This window comes from Streptomyces sp. DS1-CR2 (assembly GCF_055760475.1).
Genome location: NZ_CM147085.1, coordinates 8,773,340 through 8,789,100, shown reverse-complemented (window position 1 = coordinate 8,789,100; position 15,761 = coordinate 8,773,340). Strand labels below are relative to the sequence as shown.

Annotated in this window: 9 protein-coding genes and 1 pseudogene; 6 read left to right on the top strand and 4 right to left on the bottom strand. The window is 69.8% G+C overall.

All coding sequences use genetic code 11. The features are described from left to right. Positions 1 to 69: 69 nt before the first annotated feature. The 4 genes and pseudogenes from ACY0PA_RS41165 to ACY0PA_RS41150 all read left to right on the top strand — a co-directional run bounded on the left by ACY0PA_RS41165 (position 70) and on the right by ACY0PA_RS41150 (position 5,558). Positions 70 to 1,179, top strand: coding sequence for a LacI family DNA-binding transcriptional regulator (locus ACY0PA_RS41165; RefSeq protein WP_473082437.1), 1,110 nt, complete (start codon positions 70 to 72; stop codon positions 1,177 to 1,179). A 59-nt stretch (positions 1,180 to 1,238) separates the two neighbouring features. Continuing rightward, positions 1,239 to 2,789: pseudogene (locus tag ACY0PA_RS41160) on the top strand (FAD-dependent oxidoreductase); the annotation flags it as partial. Positions 2,790 to 3,224: 435 nt separating this feature from the next. Beyond that, positions 3,225 to 4,517: a TRAP transporter large permease gene (locus ACY0PA_RS41155; RefSeq protein WP_473082436.1), complete on the top strand. Its 1,293-nt coding sequence runs from the start codon at positions 3,225 to 3,227 to the stop codon at positions 4,515 to 4,517. 36 nt (positions 4,518 to 4,553) lie between these two features. Then, the gene (locus ACY0PA_RS41150; protein WP_473082435.1) at positions 4,554 to 5,558 is read left to right on the top strand and encodes a hypothetical protein; all 1,005 of its coding nucleotides are present in this window, start codon (positions 4,554 to 4,556) and stop codon (positions 5,556 to 5,558) included. Between the two features lie 242 nt (positions 5,559 to 5,800). On the opposite strand, the gene ACY0PA_RS41145 is transcribed toward ACY0PA_RS41150, so the two are convergent. The 3 genes from ACY0PA_RS41145 to ACY0PA_RS41135 all read right to left on the bottom strand — a co-directional run bounded on the left by ACY0PA_RS41145 (position 5,801) and on the right by ACY0PA_RS41135 (position 9,701). Next, positions 5,801 to 6,493 carry a DUF899 family protein gene (locus ACY0PA_RS41145; protein WP_473082434.1) on the bottom strand — a complete coding sequence of 231 codons (693 nt, stop codon included), beginning with the start codon at positions 6,491 to 6,493 and terminating at the stop codon, positions 5,801 to 5,803. Positions 6,494 to 6,578: 85 nt separating this feature from the next. After that, positions 6,579 to 7,730: a hypothetical protein gene (locus ACY0PA_RS41140; RefSeq protein WP_473082433.1), complete on the bottom strand. Its 1,152-nt coding sequence runs from the start codon at positions 7,728 to 7,730 to the stop codon at positions 6,579 to 6,581. A 117-nt stretch (positions 7,731 to 7,847) separates the two neighbouring features. After that, a complete protein-coding gene (locus ACY0PA_RS41135; RefSeq protein WP_473082432.1) occupies positions 7,848 to 9,701 on the bottom strand; it encodes a SpoIIE family protein phosphatase in 1,854 nt (617 codons plus the stop codon). Between the two features lie 159 nt (positions 9,702 to 9,860). Between ACY0PA_RS41135 and ACY0PA_RS41130 the strand changes: the two genes are divergently transcribed. Then, entirely contained in the window at positions 9,861 to 14,102 is a 4,242-nt protein-coding gene (locus ACY0PA_RS41130; protein ID WP_473086593.1) for a HAMP domain-containing protein, read from the top strand. Continuing rightward, positions 14,099 to 14,743, top strand: coding sequence for a response regulator (locus ACY0PA_RS41125; protein ID WP_473082431.1), 645 nt, complete (start codon positions 14,099 to 14,101; stop codon positions 14,741 to 14,743). The genes ACY0PA_RS41130 and ACY0PA_RS41125 overlap by 4 nt, the downstream gene beginning before the upstream one ends. A gap of 226 nt (positions 14,744 to 14,969) precedes the next feature. Here the strand turns inward: ACY0PA_RS41125 and ACY0PA_RS41120 are convergent, their stop codons facing one another. Beyond that, on the bottom strand, positions 14,970 to 15,608 hold the full coding sequence (locus ACY0PA_RS41120; RefSeq protein ID WP_473082430.1) for a dihydrofolate reductase family protein: 639 nt from the start codon (positions 15,606 to 15,608) through the stop codon (positions 14,970 to 14,972). Between the last annotated feature and the right edge of the window lie 153 nt (positions 15,609 to 15,761).

The window sequence follows — 15,761 nt, the reverse complement described above, 5'->3', positions numbered from 1 at the left end:
ATTAACTAATACGCATTACCAACACGTAGTCACGCGATGACGAAGTGTCGACAGCAAGGAGCACCAGGGGTGGAGCAACCCAGGAAGCGCGCGAAGCCCGGCCGGGCCCCGTCCCCCACCGGCCGCACGTCGCGCCCGCGCCAGGCCGAGGTGGCCCGCCTCGCCGATGTCTCCCAGGCAACCGTCTCCCTGGTCCTGAACGCCCGTCGCGACGGCAAGGCCGCGACGATCTCCGAGGAGACACGGCAGCGGGTCCTCGACGCGGCGCGCAGCCTCGGCTACGTCCCGGACCCGGCGGCACGCCGGCTGGCCGCCGCCCGCAACAACCTGCTCGGCGTCTTCAGTTTCACGTCGACCTTCCCGACCGATGTGCAGCACTCGTACTACCCGTTCCTGGTGGGCGTGGAGCAGGAAGCAGCCGCGCGCGGCTACGACCTCGTGCTGTTCACCGGATCGAGCAGTGGGGGCGCGGGCGCCGCTGGGCCGGACGCGCTCAGCCGGGTGCGGCTCGCCGACGGCTGCCTGTTCCTCGGCCGGCACGCGCCGCGCGCCGAGCTGAAGCGGCTGGTCGCCGACGGGTTCCCGGTGGTGCATCTGGGGCGCCGGGAGGAGCTCGAAGGGCTCGCCTGGGTCGGCGCCGACTACGTCAGCGCGAGCCGTGAAGTCGTCGCGCGACTCGGCGAGTTGGGACACAGGCGGATCGTGCTCGTACGCGAGGACGACGACGCCCCCGCGTCGGCCGACCGCCAGGAAGGTTTCCTCGACGGTCTCGCGCGGGCGGGTCTGCCGGGCGGTCCTGACGCGGTGCTGCGCTGCGTCGATCCGGTGGTGGAGCTGACGGCGGACCGGATCCGGGAGCTGGTCACGGACGGCGTAACCGCGTTCGTGGCGGAGGAGACCGACACCGGCGCCGCGTGGCGGGCGGTGAGCGGGGCGGTGCGGGCGGCCGGGCTCTCGTGCCCGAAGGACGTCTCGCTGGCGCTGCTCGGGAGCCCGCCGCCGGACCTTGCCCGGGAGCCTGTGCCGATGGGGTTCGACGTGCCCCGGCACGCGCTGGGCGCCGCCGCGGTGCGGTTGCTCGCCTCGATGGTCGCCGGGGAGGAAGCGGACGAGCCGTTGGTGGCATGCGAGGTCCGCGACGGCGTGACGGCCGGGCCACGCGTCGACCAACTCCCTTGAGGGGCAGCCAGTTCTGAACATGTGAAGAACAACCACGAAGAACAACCACAAGGAGCACTGTGATACCCGAACCGGACATCCTGATCGTCGGCGGCGGCCTCGGCGGTGTCGCCGCAGCGCTCGCCGCCTGCCGGGCGGGCCGGCGCGTCGTGATGACCGAGGAAACGGACTGGATCGGGGGGCAGCTCACCGCCCAGGCCGTGCCGCCGGACGAGCATCCGTGGGTGGAGCAGTTCGGCACGACGGCGTCGTACCGGGCGCTGCGCGAGGGCATCCGGGCGTACTACCGGCAGTGGTATCCGCTGCGCTCCGAGGCGCTCGGGCTCGCGGACCTCAACCCGGGCGCCGGGCGCGTGAGCAAGTTGTGCCACGAACCGCGGATCGCACTCGCCGTCCTGGACGCGATGCTCGCCCCGCACCGGGCGTCGGGCCTGCTGACCGTCCTGACCGAGCACCGCGCCGTCTCCACAGAGGCAGACAACGATGTCATCCGCGCCGTCACACTGCGGGATCTGCGCGGCGACACCCTCACAGCCATCCCCGCGCGCTACGTCATCGACGCCACCGAGACCGGCGAACTCCTCGCACTCGCAGGCGTTGAGCATGCCAACGGTGCGGAAGCGCAAGGCGAGTTCGGCGAGCCGCACGCACCTGCAGAGGCCCAGCCCGACAACCAGCAGGGCATCACGGTCTGCTTCGCGCTCTCGCACCACGAGGGCGAGGACCACATCATCGACCGTCCCGAGGACTACGAGTTCTGGCGCGCCTACCGGCCCGACTTCTGGCCGGGGCCCCTGCTCGGCTTCGAGGCACCCGACCCGCGCACCCTGGAGCCGGTCCCCCGCACCTTCGTGCCGAACCCGGACCTCGACCCGCTCGCGGTCAGCGCCGACCAGAGCGCCGACGCCGGGGACAAGGAGCTGTGGGGATTCCGGCGGATCCTGGCGCGCAAGCTGCACCGGCCGGGCGCCTTCGACTCGGACATCACGCTCGTCAACTGGCCGTTGAACGACTACTGGTTGAAGCCGTACATCGGCCAGGAGGCCGAAGCGCTTCGCGAGGCGCGGCAGTTGTCGCTGTCAGTTCTGTACTGGTTGCAGACGGAAGCCCCGCGCGCCGACGGCGGCACCGGGTTCCCGGGACTGCGCATCCGTCCGGACGTCACCGGCACCGCCGACGGGCTCGCCAAGTCCCCGTACGTGCGCGAGTCGCGGCGCATCAAGGCAGTGACGACCGTCGTCGAGCAGGACGTCGCCATCGACGTGGTCGGCCCGTACGGCAGGACCCGCTACCGCGACTCGGTGGGGGTCGGCGGCTACCGGCTCGATCTGCACCCCTCCACCGGCGGCGACTCGTACATCGACATCGGGTCGGTGCCGTTCGAGATCCCGCTGGGCGCGCTGGTGCCGCGCCGGGTGCGCAATCTGCTGCCCGCCGGCAAGAACATCGGCACCACCCACATCACCAACGGCTGCTACCGGCTGCACCCCGTCGAGTGGAACGTCGGCGAGGTGGCGGGCGCGCTCGCCGCGCACTGCCTCAGCGAGGATGTCGAGCCGCAGCAGGTGCAGGCCGAGGACAAGCGGTTCGAGGCCGAGGAGTTCGGCCGTCGGATGGCTCCGGATCCCGGACCGGTGCGAGTCGTCGAGCAGGACGGCGGGCTCGCGGCCGGCCTGCTGGCCCGGTACCGGTCGAGGCCGCCGGTGGTCGAGATCTACGTCGACACGGTCGACCGCGCCGAGCGGCTGATCGCCGAGCGCGACTGGCGGCACTGGTTCCCCGAGGGGTCGGTGCGGGCAGCCGCCCTCGCCCACGAGCAGGCGCACGCCTGGCTCCACCACGCGCAGGTCCGGGCCGAGTTCAAGCGGGCGCTCGGCCACACGGCACTGAGGCTCGGGCGGCGCCGTGTTTACGCACATGTCGCGGGCGCCGACGAACTGGCCTCGCACGCCTATGCCCGCGCCGCCTGCGGCCTGGGCCGCAGTCCCCTGATGCTGACGGAGGCGCTGGCCGCCGCCGTGTCCTGCGAAAGCGAGAAGTGACCGATGGGTGTCGTCATTCTGCTCGTCATGGCGGCCGGAGTGGCCGCCATGCTCAGCCGCAAGCTGCCCACCGCGTTCGCGCTGGTCCTGCTCGCCGTGGTGATCGCGTTCCTCGCGGGCGCGCCGCTGACGGGGAAGAACAGCGTGTTCGACACGGTGCTGCAGGAGGGCGCGCCCGCGCTCGCCGCCACGATGATCGCGATCCTGCTCGGATCGTGGCTCGGCAAGCTCCTGGAGGAGACCGGCATCGCGGGCACCCTGGTCCGTAAGATCGTCGAATTCGGCGGAGACCGGCCGGTGTTCGTGGCGCTCGGTGTCCTCGCGGTGTCCGCGCTTGTCGGCACCGTGACCGGCTCCGCGCCCGCGGCGATGCTCGCCGGGCTGATCGGTATCCCCGCGATGATCGCGGTGGGCATCCCGAAGGTGACCGCCGCGGGCACGATCCTGATGGGCATCGCGGCCGGGATGCCGTTCGAGCTGCCGCTGTGGCAGTTCTTCTCCACGGCGCTCGAGCTGCCGGTGGACACGGTGCGCGGCTTCATGCTGAAGCTGTTCCCGTTCGCACTGGTGGCGGCCACCGCCTACGTCCTCGTGGAGTCGCGGCGTCGAGGTGTGGAGCATGCGTGGTCGCTCAAGTCGGTTCAGAAGACACCGAGTTCGCGCGGCAGCAGTCGGCGTCAGCGGTTCGGTGACGCCCCGTGGTACGCGCTGCTCACTCCGGTGGTGCCGCTGGTGCTGGCCCTTGGCTTCGAACTGGCGATCATCCCGTCGCTCCTTGCCGGTGTGCTGTACGCGCTGGTGACGACGACGCGGCCGCGCGAGATGAACCGCCGCCTGCTGCGCACCCTGTACGGCGGCTTCGAGGTGGCGGCTCCACCGATCACGCTGTTCGTGGCGATCGGCATTCTGCTCGCCGCGGTGAAACTGCCCGGCGCGGTCGACGCGCTGGAGCCGCTCGTCAAGGCGGTCAGCCCGCACAACGCGGTGCTGTTCGTCCTGGTCTTCACACTCCTGGTACCGCTGTGCCTTTACCGCGGACCGCTGAACGTGTTCGGCCTGGGCGCCGGCATCGCGGGCGTCCTCATCGCCACCGGCATCTACCCGGCCGTCGCCGTCCTCGGCATGGCCACCTCGTACAACCAGGTCTTCGGCGTCGCCGACCCGACCAGCACCCAGACGGTGTGGAGCGCGCAGTACGCGGGCGTGTCGCCGCAGCAGGTGATGGTCCGGACGCTGCCGTACGTGTGGGCGGTGGCGCTCGGCGGCCTGTGCGTCACCGCCGCCACCTACCTGTGAAACCCCTCTGAAAGCAACCGACTTCAGGAGCCGATCATGCAAGAGCCGCAGTGTGGCCTGGACCGTCGCATGTTCCTGCGCACCACCGCCGTCACCGGCGCCGCGTTCGCCCTCGGCGCCCTCTCGACGCCGTCCGCGTCGGCCGCGCCCGGCGGGTTCCCGGACTACACCTACGTCCGCACCCTGCTGTCACCGTCGCAGCTCAAGTACAACCCGACGGGCGAGATCATCTTCCCGACCGTGCGCGGCGTGTACGACAAGTTGGCGTCACCGCTGGGCCGTTACTACCTGTACTACGCACCGCACGACGCGCCGGGCGGCATCTGCCTGGCGTACGGCGACTCGCTGGAGGGCCCGTTCACGGAGTACCCGGCGAACCCCATCGTGTCGAACAAGTGGGACCCGCACTACTCGGTCAGCCACGTGTCGTCCCCGCACGTGCTGTGGAACGAGGACGCCAAGGAGTTCTGGCTGTACTTCCACGGCGAGAACACCACGACGCGCCTGGCCCGGTCCAAGGACGGTGTGCACTTCACGTACGACAAGGTCGTCCTGTCGACGTCGATGATGCCCACCGGCACGACCGAGACGTCGTACGCCCGTGTCTTCCGCCACGAACTGCCGGCGCGCGGCGCGCACTACGTGATGCTCTTCATGCTGAACAACACGACCAACCACCGTGACATCTGCTGGGGTTGGTCGGCCGACGGCAGAAGCTGGACCTTCGACCAGACGCCGCTCGTACGGCACTCGGACGTCGGCGCGGTGAACGTGGGCGGCCCCCACCTGCTGACCCGGAACGGCTCCGCGTACGTCGTCTACAACAAGGACAAGGAGAGCGGCGGCGACCTCATGATCACCGAGGTCGGCGCGGACTTCTCGCTCCGCAAGCACCTCGGCGTCTTCTACGACTCCCGTTCCACAGCCCCCGAGAACGGCCGGGCGGCAGCGCCGTCGTTCGGAACGGAGCACGGGGTGCCGTACATGGTGTACGAGGCGGGCGAGCGGCTGGCCGGGGCCATCGCGGTCGCCCGGGGCTGACCGAACGAATCCCGGGCGGGGCACGAACCGGCGGGTGGTCCGCACGGCACATGCCTGCCGTGCGGACCACACCGACAGCCCTCAGGGCGTCATGCGCTGCCCAGGCCGTCCAGGTGGTCGCGCAGAGCCCGGGCGGCCAGGTCTCGTTCCTCGCCGAGGACGAACGCCCGGACGCCCGCGCCCCGCCACTCCAGCTGCTGGCATCAGCTGAGCGCACACGCGGACACCGCCGACGGGTGAGGTCAGCTGTTCTCGCCGTAAGCCGCCGCGATCTCCTCCGACGCGGCCCACCGGCTGTACGTCGGCTGCTGCGGCCAGCCCTCCGGCGAGTCCTGCCACACCTCCTGGCGGCCGTACGGCAACAGGTCGACCAGGCCGAAAAGATGGCTCAACTGCTCGGTGCCGCGTCCGTCCGTGTGCCAGGTCCGGTACACCTTGTCGCCGTCGCGCAGGAACACGTTGACCGCGAATCCGGCGTTCGGCGGGGCGCCGACATCGCTGCCGAACGAGCTGTTCGCCGTCGAGTACCAGGTCATCTTGTTGCCGACCTTGCGCTTGTAGGCGAGCGCCTCGTCGATCGGCCCCTGCGTGACGATCACGAACCGGGCGTCGAACTTCTCCAGGCCGAGGAGCCGGGTGAACTGGGTGGTGAAGCCGGTGCAGCCGCTGCACTGCCACTCCGCGTCCTCGAACCACATGTGGTTGTAGACGATCAGCTGCGGGTGGTCGCCGAAGATCTCCGCGAGGCGGACGGGACCCTCCTCGCCCTCCAGGACGTAGTCAGGCATCTCGACCATCGGCAGCCGGCGGCGCTGGGCGGCGATGGCGTCGAGCTCCCGGGTGGCGGCCTTCTCCCGGACGCGCAGCGCCGCCAGCTCCTTCTGCCAGGTGGCCGCGTCGACGATGGGCGGGAGGGCGTTCTCGGTGGTGGACATGGTGCCTCCGGAGGGATCTGGTGCCTGTCTGGGAGTACTGACTCCCCAAGCGGCCGGAAGTCATCGGTCGTCCACCGGCAACCCCCTACTTGTTCGGCCCCCGGAAGCGGCCGAACGCCTTCGTGAAGGCGGTGAGCGGCGAGCCGTCCAGTCTGGCCGTACCCGGGCCGGCCGGCCGGGGCACACCGGCGCCGCCGGTCGCCTCCGCCAGCGCGGCCTGCGCCGCCTCGGCCGCCTCCCGGTAGAGATCACACGACTTCGTCATGGCCTCGAGCGCCTCCGCGTACCTGACGACCATGCCCTGGGCATGGACCAGCTCCTCGTCCGGAGTGAGCAGGTGCCAGCCCTGGCGCAGCCGCGTCAGGGCCCGCTCGGCCTCGGCGGGCAACGGCCTCTGCAGCGCGGCGAACTCCCTGATCCTGTCGAGGAGTTCGGTCGGTTCGGAACCGTCCAGGAAGACGCTGCGCACTGTGAAGCGCTCCGCCTCGTAACCCGGGACGCGCGGCACCGTGGGCAGGACGACAGCGCCGCCGCGCGGCATCCGAAGGCCCAGCTCCCGCTTCATCGCGACATCGGCGATCTGGGCCTGGTGCGGCGTGCCCCGGTGCTCGACCACCCGGTGCCGCAGGCTCGACGGCAGGAATGCCGAGACAGGCTTCTGGCCCATGGCGTCCGGCGTCATCGCCTCGTGCACCACGACATGGATGAACCAGCTGTTACGGGTGCAGTCCCGCAGCCGGCGGCGCAGCTCGTCGTCGTCCTTGGGCAGGTAGTTCGCGGCCCGCAGGCGCACGCCGGGCACCGTGTCGTGGTCCCAGTCGACCCGGTCGCTGTCGGGCCAGAACATGGTGGCGGGCGAGGGCCAGTGCGCGTCCCACGCCCGCTCCGCCTCGGCGGCGAGGACCCAGGTGACGCCCGCGCCTTCCTTGCGGCGGGCCTCGGGGTCGTACGTCGTCAGTTGTGCGCGCACGGTGACGTCGTCGGCGACGCGCCAGCGGGCCTCGAAGAGGCGGCGGGCGGTCGGACCGAGGTCGGCGGACTCGTCCCGCGGGTGCAGGACGGTGGAGCGGGCCGCCTCGACGGGGTCGAGGTCCAGGAAGTCGTCGAGCACCCCGGCCGCCTTGAGGGCGATCAGGTTGCGCCGGATGTCCTGCTCGGGCTCGGGCCCGAGATGGCGCCCGCGTCCCAGCCACGCGGTGTCGGGGACGGTGGTCGAGGAGCTGCTGTTCTTGGCCATGGAATCGTTCTGTGGGTGATCGGGGGCTCGACCAGTATGGTCCCTGCACCTGTCGATGGAAGGGGAACCCCGTCCCCGACTTGCATCAGTCGCGGCGGGGCGGCCCGAACCCCGACGTCAGGCGCGGTGCGGTGGCTTCGGAGCGTGGCACATGCGCGCGTCGGCCATCGGCACCTGGAGCACCAGTACCGACAGGTCGTCCTCGATCGGGCCCGTCCCGAAGTCGTGTGCCGCTCGCCGCACATGCTCCGCGAGGGCCTTGGCGCCGAGGCCCATGCCCTGGCGGAGCACATCCGCGAGGCCGTCGTTGTCGTCCAACTGCCAGTTGCCGCGTCGTCGTTCGGTGACGCCGTCGGTGACACACAGCAGCGTTTCGCCGGGCGCGAGGTCGAAGGTGCTGGCCCGGAATTCGGCGCCCTCGTCGATGCCGAGCAGCATCCTGGGTTCGCAGGCCGGTTCCACCCGGCCGTCGGTGAACAGACGGAGGGGCGGGGGGTGGCCGGCGCTGGCGACCCGGCAGCGGGCACCCGCGACGCCCGGGTCGACGGCCAGCTCCCCGTACAACAGGCTCAGGAAACGGGTGGACGCCTCCTCTCCGTCGGCCGTGAGCGCTTCGGCGCTCTCCTCCGCCATGGCGGTGTTCAGCCGCTCGAGCACCGATTCGACGCCGTGGCCTTCGCGCGCCAGGAGCCGCACCAGGTGCCGGGCGAGGCCGGTGACGGACATGGCCTCCGGGTCCTTCCCCTGCACGTCCCCGAGCAGGAAGCACCAGCGGTCCTCGCCCTTCGGGAAGATGTCGTAGAAGTCGCCGCCGACGGTCTGGCCCTCGCCGTGCGGCTCGTAGACGATCGCGGTGTCGATTCCCGCGATGCTGGCCAGGGTCGTCGGCAGCTGCCTGCGCTGGAGGGCGACGCTGATGGTTGTCTGTCTCGTGTACTGGCGGGCGGTGTACACGGCCTGCGCCACGCGGCGGGCCACGTCGTCCACCATCCGCACCACCGCGTCGGTCATCTGCAGGTGCCCGGTCCGGCCGAGCAGGAGTACCCCCACGTCGGTGTCACGGACGGTGAGCGGGAAGGCGAACGCCGACCCGCCCTCTCTGTCGGACCCGCCGCTCTCCGGCCAGGGCCAGGGCGTGCCCCCGGCGCGGATGCCGGCGGACGGCGGGATCCGCTCCAGTTCCTCGCGCAGCGGCATGATGCGCCGCTCGTCGACGTGCCAGACCCGGGAGAGTTTCAGCCCCCTGCCCTGGGTTCGCAGCCAGATGCCGCACCAGTCGGCCAGACGGGGTACGAGCAGCTGGGACGCAAGCGCCACGACCATGCCCTGGTCCAGCTGCCCGGCCAGGAGCTCGCTGGTCTCGGCGAGGAACGACGGGCCACCGCGGTCGACCCACTCGGCGGCGTACCGAAGGCTGCGTGCCGGGTGGTCCGGCAGCCTCACGTCAGCGTGTGCGCCCTGCACGGTCCTGGGTCCACCGGTCTCGCCGGTACGGGCCGGGGTGGTGTCGGCCCCCACGGATGCCGGCTCCGCCGACGAGGACTCCAGTCGGAACCACACCCGCTTCTCCGATCGGCGGTACGTCACGCCCCAGGCCTGGGAGAGCGCGCTCACCAGCTGGAGGCCGTAGCCGGGCTCACCGTGCCGGGCGTCCGCCGCGCTGCGTAGGCCTCTGGAGGGGTGGCGGTCCAGGACCTCCACGACGACGGCCATGCCGGTGTCCGGGTGCCGCTCCAGGCGGCAGATCACGTCGATGTCGGTGCCGGCGTACACGACGGCGTTGGTGACCAGCTCGCTGACCAGCAGAACGGCGTTGTCGACGAGCCCTTGGGGGACGGTCCCGGGAGCGGGAATCGGGTCCTCTCCGGGAGGCGTCTCGGTGGACGGCGTCCTACCCGTGAGCACCTCACGCAGGAATCTTCGCGCGCGTGCGGACGCGAGCTGGTTCGCCGGCAACTCCTTGCTGCACACGAATTCAGCCGAGTGTGCGGGCAACGGGATCACGACGCCCCCTGGGTGCGGCAACAGCGCATGGGAGAAGTATTTTCGCGGCCCTTATAATATGACAAACATGCCCACATAGGCCGCTGGTGTGCGCGACGAACTCCGGGCGGAGGATGGTTCATGACCATGGACACGACGCGGCCGGGCGCGGCCCACGCGCCCACGACGGACTCCGGACCATGGGTCCGTACGAGTGAGTTGCGCCCGCTTCTCGCCACGATGAAGGCCCTGCGAGACGGCGATTTCACGGCGCGTGCAGCCGGTTCGCCGGAAGAGGGCGAGGTCGCCCCGCACGACCCGGTCGTCGCCGAGATGGGCGCGGTCCTCAACCAGATCATCGCGCGGAACGGCCATCTCGCGTCGGAGCTCCAGCGCGTCCGGCACGAGATCATCCGGCGGGGCCGGCTTGACGAGCGCATCTCGGCGAGTCCGGGCTCAGGCACCTGGACGACGAACGTCGAGGCCGCCAACACGGCGATCGAAGCGCTGGTGGGGCCCGTCGCCAGGGCCACCCGGGTCCTCGACGCCGTCGCGGACGGCGATCTGACCCAGCACGTCGATCTGCACGACGGAAGCCGCCAGCTCCGCGGCGACCTGCGGCGCCTGGGCATCGGCGTGAACCGCATGGTGGACCAGCTCTCGTTGTTCACCGGAGAGGTGACCCGGGTCGCCCGTGAGGTGGGTACCGAGGGGCGTCTGGGGGGCCGCGCGAAGGCGCAGGGCCTGTCCGGCGACTGGCTCCACGTGACCGAGGCGGTCAACACGATGGCGTCGCGGCTGACGGCGCAGGTGCGGGACATCGCGGTAGTGACCACCGCCGTGGCCCGTGGCGACCTGACGCAGCAGGTGACCGTCGAGGCCACCGGCGAGCTGCTGGAGCTGAAGCTCACCGTCAACACGATGGTGGACCAGCTGCGGGCGTTCGCAGACGAGGTCACCAGGGTCGCCCGCGAGGTCGGCACCGAAGGACAGCTCGGCGGCCGCGCCCAGGTCAGGGGCGCCTCCGGGGTCTGGAAGGACCTCACCGACAACGTGAACTTCATGGCGTCGAACCTGACCTCCCAGGTCCGCAACATCGCCCAGGTCACCACCGCCGTCGCCAACGGAGACCTGAGCCAGAAGATCACCGTGGACGCGCGGGGCGAGATCCTTCAGCTGAAGTCGACGATCAACACGATGGTCGACCAGCTGTCCGCCTTCGCCGACGAGGTCACACGTGTGGCCCGCGAGGTCGGCACCGAGGGCCAGCTCGGCGGACGTGCGCAGGTCAGGGGCGTATCCGGGGTCTGGAAGGACCTCACGGAGAGCGTCAATTTCATGGCCGACAACCTGACCTCCCAGGTCCGCAACATCGCCCAGGTCGCCACCGCCGTCGCCGAGGGAGACCTCGCGAAGACGATCACCGTGGAGGCCAAGGGAGAAATCCTTGAGCTGAAGTCGACGATCAACACGATGGTCGACCAGCTGTCCGCCTTCGCCGACGAGGTCACACGTGTGGCCCGCGAGGTCGGCACCGAGGGCAACCTGGGCGGTCAGGCCCAGGTCAGGGGCGCCTCCGGGGTCTGGAAGGACCTCACCGACAACGTGAACTTCATGGCGCTCAACCTGACGTCCCAGGTCCGCAACATCGCCCAGGTCACCACCGCCGTCGCCAACGGAGACCTGTCGAAGAAGATCGACGTCGACGCACGCGGCGAGATCCTGGAGCTCAAGGACACCATCAACACGATGGTCCAGCAGCTGAGGGCGTTCGCTGACGAGGTGACCCGTGTGGCCCGCGAAGTCGGCACCGAGGGACGGCTCGGCGGCCGCGCCCAGGTCCACGGCGCCTCCGGGGTCTGGGAGAACCTCACGGACAACGTCAACTTCATGGCCGACAACCTGACCTCCCAGGTCCGCAACATCGCGCAGGTCGCCACCGCCGTCGCGCGCGGCGACCTGTCGAAGAAGATCGACGTCGACGCACGCGGCGAGATCCTTGAACTCAAGACCACGATCAACACGATGGTCGACACCCTCTCCTCCTTCTCCTCCGAGGTCACGCGTGTGGCCCGTGAGGTGGGCTCCGAGGGTCAGCTGGGCGGCCAGGCCCGCGTGGAAGGCGTCTACGGGACGTGGAAGCGCCTGACCACCAGCGTGAACGAGCTGGCCCTGAACCTCACCACCCAGGTGCGCGCGATCGCCGAGGTCGCGAGCGCGGTCACGCAGGGCGACATGTCCGGCTCCATCTCGGTGGAGGCCCAGGGCGAGGTCGCCACTCTGAAGGACAACATCAACCTCATGGTGGCGAACCTCCGTGAGACGACCCGCGCCAAGGACTGGCTGGAGTCCAACCTGGCCCGTATCGCAGGGCTCATGCAGGGCCACCGCGACCTGGTCGAGGTCGCCGACCTGATCCTGCGCGAGCTGACCCCTCTGGTGAACGCCCAGTACGGTGCGTTCTTCCTGGCCGAGGCCGGTGCGGAACCGGGCGAGGACCTCGAGCTCCTGGCCGGTTACGGCACCGGTCAGGAGGAAGGCCGCCGGCCGCGTCCCCGGCTCAGCCTGGGCGCGCCCGGCTGGGGCCTGATCAGCCAGGCCGCCGCGGAGAAACGGCGGATTCTCGTCGACGCGGTCCCCACGGACTACATCACCATCAGCTCCGGCCTCGGCGCCGCGCCGCCGGCCAGTGTCGTCATCCTGCCGATCCTCTTCGAGGACCGGGTGCTCGGCGTCATCGAACTGGCCTCGTTCAGCCGCTTCAGCGAGGTCCACCTCGCCTTCGTCGACCAGTTCGTGAACACCATCGGTGTCTCCATCAACACCATCATCGCCAACGCCCGCACCGAGTCCCTCCTCTCGGAGTCCCAGCGCCTCACCGCCGAACTGCGCCAGCGCTCCGACGAGTTGCAGATCACCAACGCCAAGCTGGAGGAGAAGGCGGCGCTCCTCGCCACGTCCTCCCAGTACAAGTCGGAGTTCCTGGCGAACATGTCGCACGAGTTGCGCACCCCCCTCAACTCGCTCCTCGTGCTGTCCCGGCTGCTCGCCGACAATCCCTCCGGCCGGCTCTCCGCGGAGGAGGTGGAGTTCGCCATCACCATCCACCAGGCGGGCTCCGACCTGCTGCAACTGATCAACGACATCCTCGACCTGTCGAAGATCGAAGCGGGCCGCATGGATGTGCACCCCAAGAAGCTGCCGCTGCACAAACTGCTCGACTACGTACGGGCGACGTTCCAGCCGCTCTCCAGCGACCGGGGCCTGTCGTTCACCATCAAGGTCGGCGAGAAAGTCCCCAACGAACTCTTCTCCGACGAGCAGCGCCTCCAGCAGATCCTGCGCAACCTTCTGTCGAACGCGGTGAAGTTCACCTCGTCCGGCGGGGTGGAACTGCTCGTGGAGGGCGCGACGCCCGCAGACTTCGAGGAGGAGACACTGCGCGACGCGGACGACGTCATCGCCCTCTCCGTCAAGGACACCGGAATCGGCATCCAGCCGGAGATGCTCAACGGGATCTTCGAGGCGTTCCAGCAGTCCGACGGCGCCACCAACCGAAAGTACGGCGGCACCGGTCTCGGTCTCTCCATCAGCCGGGACATGGCGGCCCTGCTCGGCGGCAGGATCACGGCCGAGAGCGAGGCGGGCGTCGGCTCCACCTTCACCCTCTATGTACCTGTGAACTACACCTCCCCCGCGGTGGAACCGCTCCCCACGGCCGGCGAAGTGCAGGCCATCACCGGACCGGACTCACCGGCCCGCCGGCCCACGGCCCGCGCGCAACCCCCCGTGGAGGTCGACGTGTTCACCGACCCGGCGTCCGTGCCCCGCACGGGAACCCGCACCGCCGACGACCTCACCGACGACCTCAAGGCCGACCTCGTGGACGAACACACCGGCTGGCCGGAGACGACCCGGCTCAAGGAGTGGCTGACCGGCAGCGCCGCCGGGGTGCTGGCCAACCGCCTCATCCTGATCGTCGACGACGACATCCGGAACGTCTTCGCGCTGACCCATGTACTGGGCCGCGTCGGAATCACCGTCAAATACGCCGAGAACGGCCGAGAGGGCCTCGAGGTCCTCGACCGGACACCCGATGTGTCCCTGGTCCTGATGGACATCATGATGCCCGAGATGGATGGTTACGAGATGATCGCGGCGATGCGGCGCACCCCCCGCTTCGCGAACCTACCGGTCATCGCGCTCACCGCCAAGGCCATGCCCGGCGACCGCGAAAAGGCCATCGAGAGCGGCGCGAACGACTACATCCCCAAGCCGGTGGACGTAGACCGGCTGCTGTCGGTGATCTGCCGGCTGCTCGACCCGCACATCCCCTCGGAACCGCCTCCGGACACGTCCGGTGACGCCGCCTCGGGGCGGACGCCGTGACGGCGCCGCAGGGTGCGGCGGCGGACGCCTCCAGCATCCTCATCGTCGACGACATGGAGGAGAACCTGGTCGCCCTCGAAGCCGTACTCGGCTCACTGGCCCGGGTGGTCCGCGCGCACTCGGGCGAGGCGGCGCTCAAGGCGATGCTGCGGCAGGAGTTCGCGGTCGCGCTCATCGACGTCATGATGCCGGGCATGAACGGCTTCGAGACCGCCGCCAACATCAAGGGCCTCGACCAGACCAAGGACATCCCGATCATCCTGCTGACCGGGGCGGCGGTCGACCCGAACTACGCCTATCGCGGCTACACGGTCGGCGCGGCGGACTTCCTGGTCAAGCCGTTCGACCCCTGGCTGTTGCGGACCAAGGTCAACGTCTTCCTGGAGCTGCACCGCAAGAACCGTCAACTAGCCGATCAGACCGAGCAGTTGACTCGTCTCCTGGCGGTGGACGTGCCCACGAAACCCACCGAGGAACAGCACCGCCTTGCCAACGTCGAACGTCACCTGGCCCAGGTGCAAAGCCTGCTCCGCGACAGAGAGGGTACGGACGGCCCCGAGGCGGCGGTCCTGGCGGACCGGATCGCCGTACTGGAACAGGCTGTTGGACGGCTGCTGGAAGCGGAAGCGCAAGAACGCTAGGAACCGCGGCCTGGCGCGCCCGCCGGCCGGCGGCAAACGGCCCGGAGGTTACCCGCCCGGCGGGGCCCCGGCCCGCTGCACCACGCGCCCCTTCCCGATGATCCGGCCCGGGCAGACGGGCCTCAGGAAATGAGTGTGGAGCTCCCGCGTGGACTGGAACTGGTCCGGTTCGAGCGTGGCCAGAAGTGCGGGACCGACCGTGTCGTAGTCTCCGACTCCCCCTGCCTCACTCCTGGTCGTCCAGCAGGAAGGATCCGTACCGGGGCTTGCCGGCCCGTTCGTAGACGCAGTACTGAACGCCCGCGCCGGTGGCACCGGATTCGGTGAGCGTCCAGGCGACAGGGGCGGCGCCTTCGGCGAAGAGCCGCTTGCCCGTCCCGAGGATCACGGGGTTGATGAGCAGCCGGTACTCGTCCACGAGGTCGTGCTCCTGCAGGGTGCGGATGAGGTCGCTGCTGCCCTGCGTCATGATCACGCCATCGACCTGATCCTTGAGCTGTGCGACGGACTCGGCGGCCTCACCCTTGAGGAGGTGGGAGTTGTTCCACTCCAGGCCGCCGTCCAGGGTGCGCGAGGCGACGTACTTGGGCATCGTGTTCAGCTTCACGGCGATCGGGTCGTTCTCATCGGTCACGCGGGGCCAGTGGGCGGCGAAGATGTCATACGTCTTCCGGCCGAGGAGGAGATGGTCGGCGGTCTGCTCGAAGACCCCCGTCATGAGGACCATGAAGTCGTCGTCGACGTAAGGGACCTGCCAGCCGCCGTGCTCGAAGCCGGCGTCGACGTCCTCGCCCGGGCCGCCCGGAGCCTGCATGACGCCGTCCATGGTGATGAACGCGGTGACGATCAGCTTGCCGCTGCTCATGATGGTCCCTTTCCGTACGGATTGTGCCTTCACCCGTGTGGACTGCCGCACCGACGAGAACTCATCGCCTCCGCGCGATCCGGCCGACCCCGAACCAGCGCGAGGCGTACAACGCCGCATAGGCCTGATCTCTCAGATGGTCTCTCTTTGATC